Annotated in this window: 21 protein-coding genes; 7 read left to right on the top strand and 14 right to left on the bottom strand. The window is 39.5% G+C overall.

Going from position 1 to position 16,789, the window contains the following annotated elements:
* Genes BCL90_RS00535 through BCL90_RS00555 form a run of 5 tightly spaced genes read right to left on the bottom strand, consistent with a single transcriptional unit; the run spans position 1 to position 3,730 of the window.
* Complete coding sequence (locus tag BCL90_RS00535) at positions 1-465, bottom strand: phage tail protein (protein WP_121282021.1); 465 nt, start codon at positions 463-465, stop codon at positions 1-3.
* A complete protein-coding gene (locus BCL90_RS00540) occupies positions 465-938 on the bottom strand; it encodes a phage tail protein (RefSeq protein WP_121282022.1) in 474 nt (157 codons plus the stop codon). Before BCL90_RS00540 ends, BCL90_RS00535 begins: the two co-directional genes overlap by 1 nt.
* Positions 939-970: 32 nt before the next feature.
* Complete coding sequence (locus BCL90_RS00545; protein ID WP_121282023.1) at positions 971-2,350, bottom strand: phage tail sheath family protein; 1,380 nt, start codon at positions 2,348-2,350, stop codon at positions 971-973.
* Between the two features lie 28 nt (positions 2,351-2,378).
* Positions 2,379-3,161, bottom strand: a complete 783-nt coding sequence (locus BCL90_RS00550; RefSeq protein ID WP_121282024.1) for a hypothetical protein — start codon at positions 3,159-3,161, stop codon at positions 2,379-2,381.
* A 2-nt stretch (positions 3,162-3,163) separates the two neighbouring features.
* On the bottom strand, positions 3,164-3,730 hold the full coding sequence (locus tag BCL90_RS00555) for a DUF4255 domain-containing protein (protein ID WP_121282025.1): 567 nt from the start codon (positions 3,728-3,730) through the stop codon (positions 3,164-3,166).
* 189 nt (positions 3,731-3,919) lie between these two features.
* Between BCL90_RS00555 and BCL90_RS26175 the strand changes: the two genes are divergently transcribed.
* Together BCL90_RS26175 and BCL90_RS26180 are read left to right on the top strand one after the other, a co-directional pair.
* Positions 3,920-4,063, top strand: coding sequence for a DUF4372 domain-containing protein (locus BCL90_RS26175; RefSeq protein WP_121282026.1), 144 nt, complete (start codon positions 3,920-3,922; stop codon positions 4,061-4,063).
* Between the two features lie 5 nt (positions 4,064-4,068).
* Positions 4,069-4,164, top strand: a complete 96-nt coding sequence (locus BCL90_RS26180) for a DUF4372 domain-containing protein (protein WP_121282027.1) — start codon at positions 4,069-4,071, stop codon at positions 4,162-4,164.
* Positions 4,165-4,908: 744 nt separating this feature from the next.
* Here BCL90_RS26180 and infC read toward each other — a convergent pair.
* Together infC and BCL90_RS00580 are read right to left on the bottom strand one after the other, a co-directional pair.
* Positions 4,909-5,478 carry a translation initiation factor IF-3 gene (gene infC, locus BCL90_RS00575; protein WP_121282029.1) on the bottom strand — a complete coding sequence of 190 codons (570 nt, stop codon included), beginning with the start codon at positions 5,476-5,478 and terminating at the stop codon, positions 4,909-4,911.
* A 152-nt stretch (positions 5,479-5,630) separates the two neighbouring features.
* Positions 5,631-5,927 (bottom strand): hypothetical protein, encoded by a 297-nt coding sequence (locus tag BCL90_RS00580; protein ID WP_134380511.1) that lies wholly within the window; start codon positions 5,925-5,927, stop codon positions 5,631-5,633.
* 260 nt (positions 5,928-6,187) lie between these two features.
* Between BCL90_RS00580 and BCL90_RS00585 the strand changes: the two genes are divergently transcribed.
* The 5 genes from BCL90_RS00585 to BCL90_RS00605 all read left to right on the top strand — a co-directional run bounded on the left by BCL90_RS00585 (position 6,188) and on the right by BCL90_RS00605 (position 10,221).
* Positions 6,188-6,592 carry a hypothetical protein gene (locus BCL90_RS00585; RefSeq protein WP_121282031.1) on the top strand — a complete coding sequence of 135 codons (405 nt, stop codon included), beginning with the start codon at positions 6,188-6,190 and terminating at the stop codon, positions 6,590-6,592.
* Between the two features lie 138 nt (positions 6,593-6,730).
* Positions 6,731-7,492, top strand: coding sequence for an efflux RND transporter periplasmic adaptor subunit (locus BCL90_RS00590; RefSeq protein WP_121282032.1), 762 nt, complete (start codon positions 6,731-6,733; stop codon positions 7,490-7,492).
* Positions 7,493-8,556: 1,064 nt separating this feature from the next.
* Positions 8,557-8,868, top strand: coding sequence for a DUF5763 domain-containing protein (locus tag BCL90_RS26185; protein WP_394341701.1), 312 nt, complete (start codon positions 8,557-8,559; stop codon positions 8,866-8,868).
* A gap of 115 nt (positions 8,869-8,983) precedes the next feature.
* Entirely contained in the window at positions 8,984-9,295 is a 312-nt protein-coding gene (locus BCL90_RS00600) for a hypothetical protein (protein WP_121282034.1), read from the top strand.
* A gap of 305 nt (positions 9,296-9,600) precedes the next feature.
* Positions 9,601-10,221, top strand: coding sequence for a hypothetical protein (locus BCL90_RS00605; protein ID WP_121282035.1), 621 nt, complete (start codon positions 9,601-9,603; stop codon positions 10,219-10,221).
* 148 nt (positions 10,222-10,369) lie between these two features.
* On the opposite strand, the gene BCL90_RS00610 is transcribed toward BCL90_RS00605, so the two are convergent.
* The 7 genes from BCL90_RS00610 to BCL90_RS00640 form a co-directional block, all read right to left on the bottom strand.
* Positions 10,370-11,452, bottom strand: coding sequence for a serine hydrolase domain-containing protein (locus tag BCL90_RS00610; protein WP_121283404.1), 1,083 nt, complete (start codon positions 11,450-11,452; stop codon positions 10,370-10,372).
* Positions 11,453-11,456: 4 nt separating this feature from the next.
* The gene (locus tag BCL90_RS00615) at positions 11,457-12,500 is read right to left on the bottom strand and encodes an alpha/beta hydrolase family protein (RefSeq protein WP_121282036.1); all 1,044 of its coding nucleotides are present in this window, start codon (positions 12,498-12,500) and stop codon (positions 11,457-11,459) included.
* Positions 12,501-12,508: 8 nt separating this feature from the next.
* Positions 12,509-12,892, bottom strand: coding sequence for a hypothetical protein (locus BCL90_RS00620; RefSeq protein WP_121282037.1), 384 nt, complete (start codon positions 12,890-12,892; stop codon positions 12,509-12,511).
* 287 nt (positions 12,893-13,179) lie between these two features.
* Entirely contained in the window at positions 13,180-14,013 is an 834-nt protein-coding gene (locus tag BCL90_RS00625; RefSeq protein ID WP_121282038.1) for a sterol desaturase family protein, read from the bottom strand.
* Between the two features lie 110 nt (positions 14,014-14,123).
* Positions 14,124-14,900 carry a LytR/AlgR family response regulator transcription factor gene (locus BCL90_RS00630; protein WP_121282039.1) on the bottom strand — a complete coding sequence of 259 codons (777 nt, stop codon included), beginning with the start codon at positions 14,898-14,900 and terminating at the stop codon, positions 14,124-14,126.
* Entirely contained in the window at positions 14,897-15,919 is a 1,023-nt protein-coding gene (locus tag BCL90_RS00635; protein ID WP_121282040.1) for a sensor histidine kinase, read from the bottom strand. The genes BCL90_RS00630 and BCL90_RS00635 overlap by 4 nt, the downstream gene beginning before the upstream one ends.
* A 211-nt stretch (positions 15,920-16,130) precedes the next feature.
* Complete coding sequence (locus tag BCL90_RS00640; RefSeq protein ID WP_121282041.1) at positions 16,131-16,763, bottom strand: MarR family winged helix-turn-helix transcriptional regulator; 633 nt, start codon at positions 16,761-16,763, stop codon at positions 16,131-16,133.
* Positions 16,764-16,789 lie beyond the last annotated feature (26 nt).

Here is a 16,789-nt window from a genome sequence, read left to right on the forward strand (position 1 = left end):
TTACTGAATATATTCAATTTTTAGGTTATATGCTACCAATTCGATACTCTCTATCGCTACCTCATCACTGCTGGCAGAAAAACCTGGCGTATCTATTTTCACCGGCATAGCGCCGTATATACTCCAACGGATAAGCGCCATGCCTTCTTCGTTACAAAGGTCGATGAAAATATCCAGCGCATTATTTTGAGTTAGCCAATTGAACAACTCATGCCGGCGATGCGCTATTCCCCTTTTTAGGGTAATAGTATTGATCATCGGCTGTCCACGCAGCACTTGGGCTCCTGTGGCATAACTCATGCCATGCTTATACACTACTGTTTGATATTCCATTTTAAGGCCGGATACCTCTGCAAAAGCCACATCGTGCCCGCCTATGGAAACCTTATAGTTATAAGCCGGAAGCGGATATTCATTAACCGTCCGGCCCAAGCGATCTGCGTTGTGTATCGTTAACGGGTCCATTAATTTTCTTCCATTGTTAGGCTGCTTGCCATCAATTCCATCGATTCGATAGCCACATCATCTGTACTTGCACTAAAATTTGGCGCTGTAAGCTTAATAGGGAAGGCATCTGTCACTTTCCATTGCACTACAGACTTTCCTGTTTCATCGCACAAATGTACTTTGATATCTTTTTTTACCGTTCTGTTAAGCTTTGTTTCGTTTATCCAATTGTAAAGTGCCTGCCTGCTTTTTCCTTTAACATATCCTTTTTTAAGGGTAATATTCAAAGGTTTTGGCATCCCTGGCATATACATAATGTTTGGGCCTGACCCTGCGGCGTTGATGCGGCTTTCTTTATAAGTGATTGTTTCATATGCGATCTCCAACCCCGAAACCTCAGAGAATGATATCGTGTCGGCATCAATATCCACCCTGTAGTTATATACCGGCAGCGGATAATCTGTTTTTATTTGTTCTGTTGTAGTAGCCATGTTAATAGTGTGAAGGTGTTATAGTTTAATAATTATGCTTCCTGTAACTTGTGCGAAAAGCGGAGTATAATAAACTCAGCAGGCCTTACGGCAGCCACACCTATTTCTATGATCATCCTGCCTTCCAAAATATCCTGTGTGGTCATTGTTGATCCCAATCCTACTTTCACAAAATAGGCCGCCTTGGCGGTTGGCCCGGCCAATGCTCCTTGTTGCCAAAGGCTGTATAGATAGCTATCGATCATGCTTTGCACTTTTAACCATGTGGTGGCATCGTTAGGTTCAAATACAGCAAAAAAAGTAGCCTTGCTGGCCGAATCTTCGATTAGGTTAAACAGGCGGCGAACAGAAACATAACGCCACTCGTTATCATTGCCTGCAAGTGTACGTGCGCCCCAAACAATAATACCTTTACCCGTAAAGCTACGTATAGCGTTGATAGATTTGCCACTCGTTGCATCCACATTCAGTTTATCTTGCTCGGCAGCGGTAATTTTAGTTACCGGTTCTATCACAGCGTTAAGACCTACGTTTGCCGGGGCTTTCCATACACCACGATCGCGATCAACAGATGCATAGACCCCTGCTATAGCGGCCGAGGCTGGCAGGACTACTTTATATTTAGGGTTATTCAATTCATTTTTAATAGCTGAATACAAGCCGGTATTTTTAGTTTTAATATCCTTAAGTGTTGATTCAGTTGTGGCATCGTTTAAGCCTGTTATTGTTATTTTGGTCTCATCTATTGTGGGACTTATAGAAGTTTTAAGAAAAGGATAGTATGCCGCGCCATATTGAAGGTTTTCTGACACGATTTTTTCCCTGAATATCTCTACTGCAGATTTATCTGAAGCCGCATCCGCCGGGCGCACATCCAGTATACAAAACCGGTTTTTTAATCGCTTGCACTGTGCAAGCGCTTCCTGGCAAATGGGGTAATATGTGTCCGCGTCAAGGCCACAGGCATCCGGCATTACGATCAGCGTTGGTTCGTCCTCTTTTTCAAGCGCCTTTAAGCCACTTTCAAAATCCTCTTTATCCAATTTAGCGGGAGAACTATACCCGCCAAGCGAAACGATATAGCAATAATTTCCACCGTTTTTAAAGAAAAGATCCAGCGAATAATAAAGTGTATAAATAGAACTTGTATACTCGCTAATCCCATCAAAAACTATTTGCGTGGTTTCTTTTGCCTTTGCAGTAACTACCGGTGCCGGCGGGCCACCAAAATACTGCTGAAACTCCAGCATCGTGCTGATACGGGTAGGTACCAGTTTGCGGTCGGTACCATTGTATTCGGTTTTTTCAGTGTAACCCAAAAAGGCCGGAACGGCCGTTGAGCCTTCTACTACAGAAGTAGGGAGCGTTGAGATTTCTTCAACATATACACCTGGGGTGTAATAATTTGCCATTGTTTATAGTTTAGTTCTGGTATGTTATTTAATCAAGCAGGTTAATAATTTGTATCCCATTATCATGAAGAGATGGATTAGGTAAATGTTTTATGATCACCGAATTGGTTAATTCGTTCTTTAGCTGGATATTTTTTCGCCCTTGGTTGCTAAGTGCAATGACCTTATCTGATTTGAAGGATGCGACCTTTGCCTTCGGGTAATTGTTGGTTAAGGCTTTAACTATGGCATCGGACTGGCTTTCGGTGTTTTCTTTTTTAGAGAACAAAATACCTGATAGTTTACCATCTACTACCAGGCTTGCACGTAAAGGGCCGGTAATTACATAGTAATTCCATTTTAACGACGGGGCTGGAAACATAAGCCTTAGCTTAGCCGGCAACCTGAAGTTTAACCGCAATCTAATAATGCCCAGCAAAGGCCCGTCTGTTATATCGCCAAGTTCAGTTGCAGACACAACACTGCTTACCAGCGTGGTCGTATTTTTTTTGTTGGCATTTTGATTACTGAATAGGTAGATTTCATCATTTTTTTTAGCGCTCAAAGCAGTGTAGTGATAAAATTGATTATCGGCTATAAAAAAAAGGAAATCAAAAGCTACTTCTGATGAAGGCATAGTTGCGTAAACGCCTGTATCAGGAGAATTGGCCTTAAAGATGCCTAATCCGCCGGTATCTGTTTTAACCAGCAATCCGAATTTTTTTAATTGTTTCTTGCATTGCTCAGTGGGACTAATAGATATCCCAGGGACGGGTCCGGAGTCAAAATACTCGTGCTGAATAGCCAGACTTAGGTGCTTTGTAAATTCCATAACTATATCGAGATATTCAGGTCTATCTTGTTCACATCCTGGATCACTTGTATAGATTCCTTATCGCTAAATACCAGCATACTTACCTTGTAAAGCAACGATGGTTGGTAAGACGAATGTAAGGAATTCCAAAGCTCATTCTGTTCTGCTAAAGGCAAGGCTTGCAACTCTACAGTGAATTTGCTTAGTTCGGGGCTTAAAGATGGAGTATTAGTATGATCGAACACCCGGTTACGCTGGAAAAATCTAATTACAAGCGATAATACCTTCATGGACTGTTGATAATCAGTAAACCTAACAACGAATAGGATGAGCAAATTGACCGGGATACTGGGATTGATTTCTGTTCTCAAACCGTTCCTTACTACACCGCTAAACCGGTCTGCCGAGCGGACTGATTTTTCTTCTTCGATATTAATAAGTACAAGAGTGATATTATTGAGCGGAAATTGTGATGGGTCTAACTTACCTCCATCAGGAAACGCTACTATGTCATCCGGATCGTCAATTTTTAAACATATATACTCATTGAGCTTATCCTTGAGAGTTGCTAATATTTCATAGATCATTGTTGTGAGAGCGTAAGTTTATATATTAGCAGATTGGCTATATAAAACTACAAAGAATATTTTTGAAAAAAAAATTATTCTTTGTTTTTGTATAAAATTACACTATTAACCAACAAAGATCAATAATATAATGGGGCTACAACAAATAAGCCCCATTTTTCATACCTTGGTTTTACCACAAATCAAAATATGGTGGATAAAGATAAGCATTTGGTCGGTCAGCCAGTATTTAAACAGCTGATAGGTTTTCTTCCCAGGTCGAAATTCGACAAACTGGCTATTGAACATGGCGTAAACGTTATTATAAGGCGTTTCCAGTTTGAATACAACTGATATTGATGCTGTTCGGGATCCTCTCCAGATGTGATTCGGGTAGCGAAATAGTGACGGGGCTACAGGCCTTTGCAGGCAAGCTCAACCATCTGGGCCTGTAAAGCTCTCCTTGCAAAAGTACCTTCGGAGATAGTTTGCGCGATCGGGACAATAAATTTTTCAGGAGTTGGCTGCAATCCAAAGCACGAAGGGAAGAAAAAGGATGGGCTAAAAGTGCATATGCTTATTGATGCCAATTCGTAAAGCCCCGTTTTTGTAAAAATTAGTGAAGCTAAGAGCCATGATAAGAATTTCAAAAAATACCTGAATCTGCCCGCCCAAGCAAAATTTCCAGCTCCATTGTTTTTATTCGGAAACAGAGAACGGCATCAAAACACAAATCTGGTGTACCTTATTGCCCAATTGCTGTTAATGGTGCCGAAAGCAAAAACAGCCAGCAACAAAGTATTTTCTGCCATGGCTGCACGGATAAGAATACACCTTATCAGCAACCTGGAAATCATTTGGATGGTTCAAAATAGTAGCAGAACGTATGTTAAGCGTACCAGAATTAGCAACAAATCACCATCTGTACAAACTCAAATGTTCTAATTTACATAGGGGGACTTTCTGAAAAGTAAATAAAAGCCCAATAATGAGCTTTAAAGAAAGGTTTTTGCCATGACTTTTATTTTGTTGGTTGATAAACTATTATATTAATATGCTAAATATGGGATACTCCCGGAGCTGGTAGAAAATGATCAGGCTCGCATAAACGGCTGGCAATAATATAGCTCCCTGTTCTTCAAAATAGATTCAGATAACAGGGAGCATGTTGTTATATCATGCATTTAAGCAATTAGGCCTTATTTCCTCGTTGCTTTTGGTGCTAAGGTCAGAAACATCCTCTTGCCCTCGAGTTTTGGCAATAACTCCACTTTGCCAACCTCTTCCAGACTTTGTGCAAATTTCAAGAGCAGAATTTCACCCTGGTCTTTATATACAATAGAGCGGCCCTTGAAGTGGACAAAGGCGCGTACTTTCTCTCCACTTTCCAGGAAAGAAACGGCATGTTTAACTTTAAACTGAAAATCGTGATCATCAGTATTTGGACCGAAACGGATATCTTTGATAATGGTCTGCTTGGCCTTACTTTTAATCTCCTTTTGCTTTTTTTTCTGTTCGTAAAGAAATTTACTGTAGTCGATGATGCGGCAAACCGGTGGGCTGGCGTTTGGTGAAATTTCAACCAGATCTAAATCCAGTTCTTTAGCCATTTTGAGTGCTTCTGTGAGCGGGTAAATATTGGTTTCAACATTTTCTCCCGTCAGGCGGACCTCCGGGGAGGTGATAAACTCATTTATTTTATGTTCCGCTTCTTTTTTTCTGAAGGGCAAGCGTGGCCCCCTGTAAAATCCTGCTTTTTTTAATGCCAAATTTGAAAAGTTTTAATGAAAAATTCTGTTACCTGGAGCGGTTAATATTGATAATATAGCTTTTTGCGAGGAAAAATCCAAATCTATACTAAATCATGACTCAATAAGTAGGTTTAAGCTATTCGTTTCGAATGAGGAATGAAAAACTGTTTTCAGACACCTGAGTCTGAGTCTGATTCTATTCCTTTATTTTCGCTTACGGTAACTTCATTCGTTACCTTGTCTTCAATTCTGAGCGCTTCAAAGGTGATGAGTATAAAACCGGATAAAAGAAGCACTACTGCCAAAAATCGTAATATCTTTTCTGTACCCTTGGTATTGACCATCCTGTCTGAGCAGGTAAACTCATTGATTCCAATTAGTTTTCTCCGTTCGTTTCTTCGCCAGATTGCTAAGATGAAAATAAAGGTGCCGAAAATCAGAAGTAAGATGCCGCTGACTAAGGGCATTGTTGTAAAATTAAAGGTTTCCTGTGTGTCAATCATATAAAATAGACCAATAGAAAGCTAAAAAGTTTAAAAAAAAATATTTTTCTAGCATTTATTTCGGAAGTTTATCAGAATTTTCGTGTCAATTTCTAAGATGCTTTTCTTTGTGTTGTTTTAAAGCAGTTCTTGTTAAAAAAGCTTTAAGTTTCATATCTGTTACAGTAATGTAACTGAATTTTGTACTGTGATTTGTAGTTTTGCATCCAAATCAGTGTGCTTCAATGGTTAGAACAAGAGAAGATTCCTTTTTTAAAATCCGCTCTGCTGTTCCGGAACATTTTCCGTTACTGCTATTGCTTCTGCTGGCTTTCTTTTTTTTACGTCCTTCCCATCTAACCAGGGATCTGGTTCAAAGGATTTTCTCTATTTCGACAACGTCTACCAGTATTGTGAGCCCCATTTCAGGGGAGGACCAGCAACAAGCTTCGCTGGCCGCGCTAGATCAGAAGCAGCCAAAATTCCGTAAAAAATTCCAGCACCTCAACGATGTTGCCAGTGACGTTCAGCCTTTTCAAAAGCACCTGGAGATTCACTACCATCTTCCTGTTTCAAACCTAACAGGTTATGAAACACCACATTTCTTTTGCGGGCAACACGCCTTCTTATACAGACTGACTTATTTCTAATTTTTCCTGCCTATGTACTCCATTTGCTCGGATTACATATAATTTGTTGGATTAAAAATTAAATATCAGATAAGTTGCTGTGCGCTAACCTTCGGTTATAGCCACTGCATTTGAAAAAGAAATAAGGAAAACACACGAATGAAAATTAAATGGATGGCGATCCCGATCCTTGCTGCCGCAATGCAGGCATGTACAGGGGGAACGGCCCAGAAAAAAGATAATGAGATTGCCGAGGTACCGGTGTTAAAGCTAGCCCGGCAGGATACTTCACTATCTTTCGACTATGTAGCCGATATTCAGGCCTACAAGAATGTGGACATCAGATCCAGGATACATGGCTTTATAGAAAAGGCTTTGGTAGATGAGGGAGAAAAGGTTCATAAAGGGCAGTTGCTCTTTCAGCTGAACGACCGCGAACATGTTATTGCACTCGATAAAGCCAAAGCAAACCTGGCCAGCGCACTCTCTGCAGCCAGTATCGCCCAGGTTGAACTGGAAAGGATTACAACGCTTGTAGATAAAAAAGTGATCTCTCCTTCTGAACTTTCGCTTGGAAAGGCCAGGTTCTCGGAGGCTGAAGCGCAGATCAAAACGGCTAAGGCAATGATCGATGATGCCAACCAGAAACTTTCCTATTCCCGTATCCGATCTCCTTTCGATGGGACCATAGACCGTATCCCTTTGAAAACGGGGAGCCTGATTGATGAGGGCGCACTGCTAACCACCATTTCTGATACCAAAGAGATGTATGCCTATTTTGACATCTCGGAAAATGAGTACCTGCAGTTTACGCGTAATGGAAAAGGTCGTTTCGAGCAGAACAAAGCCGTAAAGCTTATCCTGTCTGATGGGTCAGCCTATCCGATAAAAGGAAAAATACAAACGCACGAAAATGCATAGGCAACGGGTCTTTGATCGTCATCGGGCAAATAAGATACATTGGATTAAATGCATATTGGAGAATTGTGAGGAAGAAGAGATTGCATACTTTGAATTTCCGGAAACTGACGGTACTCTTAGGGAGTACTATTGGTATAAAGAGGAGAGTTTTCTAGTCATTATGCAACGCATAACGCCGAACTATATCATTGTCAGTTGTTTTCATATTGACAATAAACGGAATAAAGAATATTTTGAAGAAAGAGAAAGATGGTATCAAAATCAGGGGTAAAAAAAATGCCGCAATTACGGTAATGCGGCCAACCAGGTCCTTTTCCCGAGGGAAATGACGATACAAATATATATATATAATATATTATATCAATAAGTTCGCTACAAATATTTCCTTTTCTATCTTCTTCTTTAACATTATAATCATTATCTCTATCTTGAATACTATCTTCTCCTGTAGTTAGGGCCTATAAATGGTTCTATTATGGGTTTAGCTGAGCATCTTTATTGTTAGCTTATTTTCTGTTAATTCGACAACCTTGTTTTTGCGAGTGGTAGTTCAGTATATTATAGTCCCAATATTAGTACGTATATGAACTAAATGTTTAGATGAGACAGTCTTTTTTTGTATAATTCTTAGAGCCTGTTTAAAATTAAATAAAATTTATTTCGTATGTCAGTCTGAGCGTAGTCGAAGACCATTTCAACTCATTAATAAAGCAATCGACTACGCTACCATAGACAGAATCATTAGTACGGTCGTCATTCCCGCGCAGGCGGGAATCTTAAAGCGCTTGCATTACGATTCCCAATCGAGTTGGGAATGACGATCTCGCGTAGCCGACCATTTTGCCAAAAAGATCTGTCTTTTATATTGACTTTCTGAAATAATTATCCCTCTGTGTGAGAGCCAAAGGCCATTTATATTTGTTATAAAAATTTAAACAGACTCTTAGACGATATTTTTAAGGATGAAATACTCATTTATCAGTATTGTTTTTATGGTGAAATAGCTGCTTATTAGAATACTTAAATCAAACCAAACATCTCTATTGAAAACGCTCATCTTAATTGTGTTGAGTTTAACCTTGTTGAACTTTTCGCCTGAAAATCCCAAAACGAAAGAACCTGTTGCTACTTGTTACGGCTATAGTTCATGTTCTGCCTGTTCTAATTGCAGCCGGTGTAAACATTGTGGTGCTGGTGGGAGCTGTGGTGTATGCTCTACAAAATCTTCCAGTAATATAAAAACCTTCAGCTCCAGTAAAACGAGCCCTCGCCAGACTGCTAATTATGTTGGGCAATGTAAGGCACTCACTAAAAAGGGAAGTCGTTGCAAAAGAAATGGTAGTGGTAGTGGATATTGCTGGCAGCATGGTAAATAGCCTCTATTCAAATTATTAATCTAACAATCATTATGATTGGCAATACAATTTTTCAGATCTTGATCTTGACACAATAAAATGGCTTTAAACTGCATCATTAATAGTTACCGATAATATGAAAAAAATACTTACGCTCTTAACGCTTCTACCATTGTTCGCTAATGCACAAGTTGCAAATGATGGTTTTAATTTTGGATCACTAATCGGTGTATTAGTCGGCATTGGTGTGATGTTATTAATTTTTTTAGTGCTTAGACAGCTGGTGCTTTGGTATTGGAAAATCGATAAAATTGTTGCTTACCAAGAACAAAATATTATTACACTTCAATCTGTTTACAACACCCAAAAAGAAATATTAAAACAAGCAAAAGAGCAAACCGAATTATTGAGAAAAATTAGAGATAAAATAGAGGTGAAAACTGATTAAGAATATTTTAAATTAAGGATATGCAGAAACTACTTACTTTATTTTTACTGATAGCAGCACCATCATGCTATGCACAACTGTTGAGCCTTGATTAAGCTATAGCTGTAAGGCCGAAATCCCCACTATGCGTAGCGTTCCGCAGGAGTTCTACGGATTAGCCAATAAAAAAGCTTTTGATCCTCAGAAAGCCCATGTGTGTACATGTTAGTATATGTCTTGAGTTATCTAATGTTCAGGCTCGAAAAAAAAACAGGATAGCCGAAAACTGAATAGAGTAGGTAATTACTTATTTAAAGCATTAAGACATGGAAAAGATTAAATTAAATTTTATTAACAGATCAGGTGACACTAATAACAGCACTGTCGTAATTTTTCAACAAAATGTCGCAGAAGATTTTGGCGAGATCGCGATAGCATGGCAGGTAATTAAAAACTGCGGCAGATTAGACAATCACCCATTTGTATACTCATCAAACTTCCAGGTATCAGCAAGCGACTCTTATGGGAACTATACCCCACAATTGACAGCTTATGAAGGCCAGGCTTTTGACATGTTAAAAAGCAATTCTGGAGATATTCTTCAATTGTCTTCAATTCCTGCAACAAGCTCTACAGAGGTTGAAGTTAGAAACCAACTCATGTTAGGCGCCATCAATGCCTATTGCTACAGAGATGGTAAACTTCTTGCTGCAAAAACAGGTTTGGCCCCCGGACAAAAGGCGGTTTTTGAATTCCAACCAAGAATCTATATAGGCGTGGTTTCGCAGATAGAAGAAGGTGATGTAATGAATTCTGCCATTATTTCTCAAGTTAACTCTGAAATTAATTTGTTTGGCATTTCAAGCGCTGATATTGTTATGACTGGTGGCGGTTCTGGAAAATCGTCTGTACCATTCTATTTCACTTTAGAAAACATAAACAGATAACTGACTCAACTCATTTAAAGAGACACAATGACTATCCTTATAGCTTGTGTCTCTTTATTGCCAGGTTTAAATTTCCTGGCAAAGATGGATCATAATGTATCGTTAAAACGAGCATTTTGTGGTCAGTAATCGCATTTTGAAACTGCTTTCACTTCAAGGCCTCATCAACTAACTTCTTCAACTCAAGATAGTATTCGTGTCTTCCTTTATTATTAAGGTAAAAGGCCATCAGGAAACCAGCGGTTTTCTTTTGGTTATCAACCCACGGAAAACTACCGAATAATCCCGGACTGCTAACAGCATTACCAGGTTTGTTTGCCTTACTATTTTCTATTATCCATTCCCCGTAGCCATAGCCAAAATCACCTGCCTCGTTGGGTGCGTACACTTTGTTAACCTCACCGGTTACACGGTTAATTTGCATTTGGTTTACGCTATTTTCTGATAGGATGCGTTTGCCATTGAATATGCCCTTATTTACAATCATAGTAAGAAAATTCATGTAATCGTTTGGCGTACTGCTCGCTCCGCCTGCAGGCAATGCAACTTTGCTTTTTCCAAAATCGGTATTTTTCATATCTAAAGGCCTGGCAATTCTTTCGGCAAACAAGGTTTCGAAACTTTTGCCACTGATTTTTTCAATCACCGCTCCGGCGATTTGCAATCCTGTATTGCTGTATCGGAAAACCTTTCCGGGCTCGCCCTCCATTGGCAAGGCAGCAATCATTTGGATGGCCTCATCCATGCTATTGATTTGTCGCATTTCGCTTAAACTCTCTTTTAAATCAGGCGATTTTATGGCAGTCATGTGCGATAAACATTCGCTAATGGTAATACTCCCTTTGCCCGATTTAGATAAAACCGGAAGATATTTGCCAACCGTATCGCTAAGTGTTAGCTTGCCCTCATCAACGAAAGTCATTACCAAGGCAGCACTAAGCCATTTGCTACAACTGGCGATCTGCTGTCTGGTTGTGGCTGTATAATCACTGAAGTCGGTGGTTTTGCCTTGTCTTTTGGCTAGGATTTTTCCCATCATTTTCTGTTTTGCAGAAAGCTCACTTACGCCTTTGCTATATACAATTTTTCCATCCTTGTAGAGTAAGAGGTAAACTCTTCCACCCATTACATCGGCGTGGTGCTGTAGCCAGGTATCGATTTTAGAAAAATTTTGTGCATTTAGATTTCCGTAATACAATAAAATCGAAACCATAAAAAATAACTTCTTCATATTTTTAATTACAATTTCCAATCCTGGGGTTAACTGTACTGCCGCACTGAAATTCATACCGGCTTTGTGCATATTTAGGCACCGGATTATCGCTTACTTCTAAGGGCGGCAAAACTTCATTTTTATAACCAGGCATGGTTATTTGTTCTGTTGAACCATTTCCTAAAGCTACATTTTTGGCAGCAGCATTTCCATTAAAACTATAGTCCATCATGGCATCGAGCAGGCGATAAATGCCATAATAGTCTAAAGCATCGAAAGCGGTTCGCGTATTGGGCATGGTGTGTTCTGTGTGGTAAGTATATCCGGCAATTGTGGCTGATTTGATGTAGATGAAATCTTTTTCGGCAGGAGAAATACTGATATTTTTAAAGATATCTATCGCCAAACGATGGTCGTTAATGGTATCTTCATCATAAACCTGGGCAATCATTTTTGTATTGGCAGGGAAATTCTGAAGTTGTGCATTGGTGATCTGATAGCTGTACCAGGGCGCCATGGTGAAAAGAAAACGGGCATTTTGTCCCCAGCCAAAATCGGTGAAAGCTTTATAGGCAAGGGCAATTGAAGCGCCTCCACCAAAAGAATGCCCCATAAAGCCAACGCGGGTTTTATCAATAAGATTCGGATAATCCGTTGCAGCTTTTAAAAATCCCGCCCAGAGTGTGTTATATCTATCATCTATACTCACTCCGGTTGTTGGATAGGGAACAAAAACCACCACAAAACCTTTTTTTGCAATGAACTCGAAAAGGCCTTTTGCATAATTTTTATCTTCGCCGCCATAAGGGTGTGAATAGAAAATAGTTCCTTTAGGTGAGGTAATCCCGGCAGGATAAAAAATGGTTACATTGGTTCCGGAATAGGTTGGGTTTGCAAAATTAATCTCTGCAACCTTGTAACTGCCATCAGCTCCATATCCGGATGCAGGCCGGGAAATTGGCCCATCTAAATCATCGTCTACAGGTTCGGTTGACGGCGAATCGCCTCCTTTAGCGCAGCCTGATAAAACCAATAGTAAAAAGCAAAGTCTGAGTAAATTTTTCATATTACATTTTATCTTTTAGTGTGGCTTTTTAACGTCTCTTTAAACTTTTCGTATTGCTGATACTGGCCGGTAGTGAACACCTTTTTCAGCTCCTCATCCTTCGCCTTCTGTAAAGACATTGCTTGTTTAAAGCGTGTTATTTTACGATCGCTACTTTTTATAATGGGCTCGAACTTTTTAGCATAGTTTAAGTTTATTACTTCAATTTTACTTTGCTGTTGGGCATTTAGGTTGAGTTTAGTCCTCATCATTTCCGTTTGAAATTTAGCCCGCTCTTCGGGTGTTTTATGCTTTAAATCATTTGCTTTATTTTGAGCAAATGCGGAGGTTAAACCGGAAACTGATAAGACCAATAAAGCAACATATAAACTTGTGATTTTAGGGGTTCTCATGATTTGATTTCTACTGATTTAAAAATATGAAAATTGCTTAAGATTAGTGATGAACTACAATTACCCGCCTCCTTAAAGCAGGTTTTACCACCACAATTGGTGCGGGTTTTACTACAACAATTCTTGCTACAGGCTTAGTATTCACCCGGCGGGTATGTACTATGATTCTTTTGGCAGGAGTTCTTACCACTATTCTGCTTTGAGCGTTTGTAAGTAAGACACTTGAAAACGCAATACTGATTATTAAAATGAACTTTTTCATAATGTGTTTTTTATTAACAGATGGATTAATTTAATGCATGTTTCTGCTTTTCAGATGAAACTGAAAGATGTGGAGTTAAAGTGTGATTACCTTGGGTTGAACTTTCTGGCTTAAACCAGTTGATAAAGCCCTGTGCCACCAGGCGGAAGGGATTATAACTTAAAAAACCGGTAGTCAGGCCATACCGTACTTTTTCTGTTTCGGGTTGATAAGTGCCAAATAATTTATCCCAGATAATCAAAACACCACCAAAGTTTTTATCGATGTAAATGGGGTTGCTTCCATGGTGAACCCTGTGCGATGATGGTGTATCCATTACATGCTCAATCAGGCCCAATTTTCCAACGGCTTCAGTGTGTAGAAAAAATTGGTAGGTAAGGTTTAGCACATAAGAAATCACAATAAAATCGGTGGGCAAACCAAATAATGCGGCCGGGATAAAAAACAATGGACTCACAATTGCTGAAAACCAGTTAAGGCGATAAGCTGCCGTTAAATTCATGTGCATGGCCGAATGATGGACCAAATGAAATGCCCAAAGCGGTTTCCAGAGGTGTGATAGGCGATGGAACCAATAATAAGTAAAATCTGCGGCGATGAATGTTAAACCGAAAACCCAGGCATTATGCAGCAGTTTAATTGGTGTCAGTTTTGCAAAGAAACCCAGAATGGTTAATTGATAACCTGCAAATATGAATTTTGAAAACTGAAAGCCTGCAAAAATAGCGAGGTTGGAAAAAGTTTCCTTAACATCATAAGCGCCTTTTTCTTTCTTCCAGTTCCAGATGATTTCGGCAAGAATGAACATAAAAAGGAATAACAGGATGTAAATGCGATATGGACCGATGTGATTTTTCATTTTTATCTAAACTAAATGCTGCCTTGTTAGGACAGGATAAAGTTGAATAAAAATAAATCTGGATGTGGACTAAAAACAGGTGAAGCTGAAAAACAAAAGGGTGAAGCGATTTAAGTATTCATCCATTTTTTAAACTCAGGTACACGGGCCTTGCTGATCAGCATTTGCGTTTCGGCTATTGGTTTTACTTTAACCAACAATCTTCCGTTGAAATAAAATTCAACTTCGGTTATGGCCCTGCGGTTGATCAGAAACTGGCGGTTTGCCCGGAAAAAAGTATCCGGGTCAAGCTGCTGCTCCAGCTGTTCCATAGTGAAATCCATCACAAATTGCCTGTCGTCGTTGGTTCTGGCATAAACGATTTCATTAGCCGTATAAAACCACGAAATTTTAGCCGTTTCTACCGGTATCAGTTTATCGCGGTAATGAATAAGGAAAGACTTTTTGTGAGATTTTGAAAGGTTGCCAATTTGTGCGGCTAAATCTGTAAATACAGGCAAAACCTGTGGTGTAGCACTGCCAATCCATCTTTTGTATTTGTTAACAGCGCGATCAATTTCTTCCCCGTCAAAAGGTTTTAAGATGTAATCGATACCATTGTTTTTAAAAGCCGTGATGGCGTAATCGTTATAGGCGGTTACAAAAATTACAGGTTTATCGATATTGATTCGTTTGAAAATATCAAAAGATAATCCATCTGCAAGCCTGATATCCATAAAAATTAAGTCGTACATGCTTTCATTGCCAGCAAGCCAGGTGGTTGCTTCTTCAACGGTACTTAATGTTGAAACAATATCAATATCATGCGCTATTTCTCCCAGTAAATGGATTAAGTTCCTGGCGGTAACGGACTCGTCTTCTACAATAACAGTACGAATGGTGCTCATGGTTCTAATGGGATTTTTACCAGAAACTCGTTTCCGCTTTTACTTATTTCGATTTCCTTTTTCAACATAATCTTAAAACGTTCATTCAGGTTTGCAAGTCCCATACCGTTGCTGCTTTCGGGCGTTGGAATTTCATTGAGGTTATTGCCCAGAACCAGCAAGTCATTATCCATATACAGCTTTACATTTAAGGGCTTTGTTAAAGTTGCTGCATTGTGTTTTACGGCGTTTTCTAATAAAGGCTGTAAAGTTAAATGGGGTAATTTATAATTCATCGCTTCAGCGGGAATATTAATTTCCATTTTAAATGCATTTTCCAGACGCATGGTTACGAGCCGGGCGAATGCCTTTAACATCGTTACTTCATCGTTAAGTGTTACAAGATTATTTTTGGAACGGTTTAAAGCATAGCGAAAAACGGTAGATAAATCACGGACATATTTTTGTGCCAGGGCCGGGTTTTCCCTGATGACACCTGAGAGGCTGCTTAATGAATTGAATAAAAAATGTGGGTTCATCTGCTCTTTCAAAAGCTCCAGTTCTGTTTGCATGTAGGCCATCTTGAGCTGCTCGTTTTCTACTTCTTTATTTTTAGAGGAACGGATAAGCAGAACAATTTTAATCAGAATAGCCATTAAGATACTACTCAGGAATAACCGTACGAAGTTGCCTGCCAGGTAAGCCTTAGGCAATTGCGGCGTAAAAAATAATTTGTTTTGGAGTACGCCTCCCAAAAAAACAGCTAAAATGAATATTGATACATTTGAAATAACGTACAGGCTAATTTTATTTTTTTCACGGTAAACGCTCAGTTTTGAAAAGGGATTCAGGTTTAAATGGAATATCAATCCGCAAAAGACCAGATTGAATAAAAACTGAAAGAGTAGTTCCAAAGGATTAAAATGCCAGTATTGCGCTACAATTCCCTTTTCGCGTAAAGCCAGCAACTTCGGTGTGTTTACCAATAAGGCAATTAACAGCGAACTATACCAGGAAATTCGTTGCTCATTTTTATCCATCGCTTAAACTTATGAAAAAAATATATGAAACTTTTCCAATTATGGTGAAGCTGACAGATTTGGCGGTCAGTTGACTGAAATATGCTGTGTCCTTATTTTATATGGCTGGTTGAATGTTCATTTTACTGTTACCCTCCACCCTGTATGTTTGATTAATGAATTAGCGCTTTTAGTCCTCAATCTCAACAGAAATATTTTCACGCTAACCTAATCATGTCCTAAAGTTAGTTGGCGTTTGTTCCAATAATTTCCTTTCATGATGGAAATCTTCGAGCTTGAGCAGTAAAGTAATCAGTTCCATTTTTTCCGGGGTGGAAAGCGGCTCGGTAACATTTGCTGAAGCCATTTTAATATTTTCTATACTATTGTTCAATTCCTGCGTCCCTTTAGTGGTAATATTGATAATCCTGCTTCTTTTATCGTTATCGGTGGTCTGCTGCTCTGCCAAACCTTTTTTTAGCAACCTGTTGACAATCAGCGTACCTGTAGCCTTTTCATGAACATTCTGTCTGATCAGTGCAGTTTTGCTCATACTTCCGCCCGAGGCAAGGCAGATCAGGTAGATAAATTCATCGGGTGTAGAAAAGGCAGATTCAGCAATGGCTGTTTTTGCGTGCAGCCTGGCATAACGGTACAGATGAACCAGCGAGGTGTTGATCACGCTGTCTGCCGAACGTCCCCTGGCTTTGCCTTCCCATTGAGGGTTAGGGGCGCTTGTTTCCCTGTCCCCATGGCGGCCATTGAGCCAGCTGAGGAATGGAGCCAGTTCCGCTACCGGGTTATCATTGCTGCTTTCATAAGTTTTCACAAGCGAGATAAGTTCACTTAAAAGGTTGTACATCATGGTGCTATTTTTTATGTTTTTGAACA

The sequence above is a fragment of the Pedobacter alluvionis genome, from assembly GCF_003664035.1.
Classification (GTDB): Bacteria; Bacteroidota; Bacteroidia; order Sphingobacteriales; family Sphingobacteriaceae; genus Pedobacter; species Pedobacter alluvionis.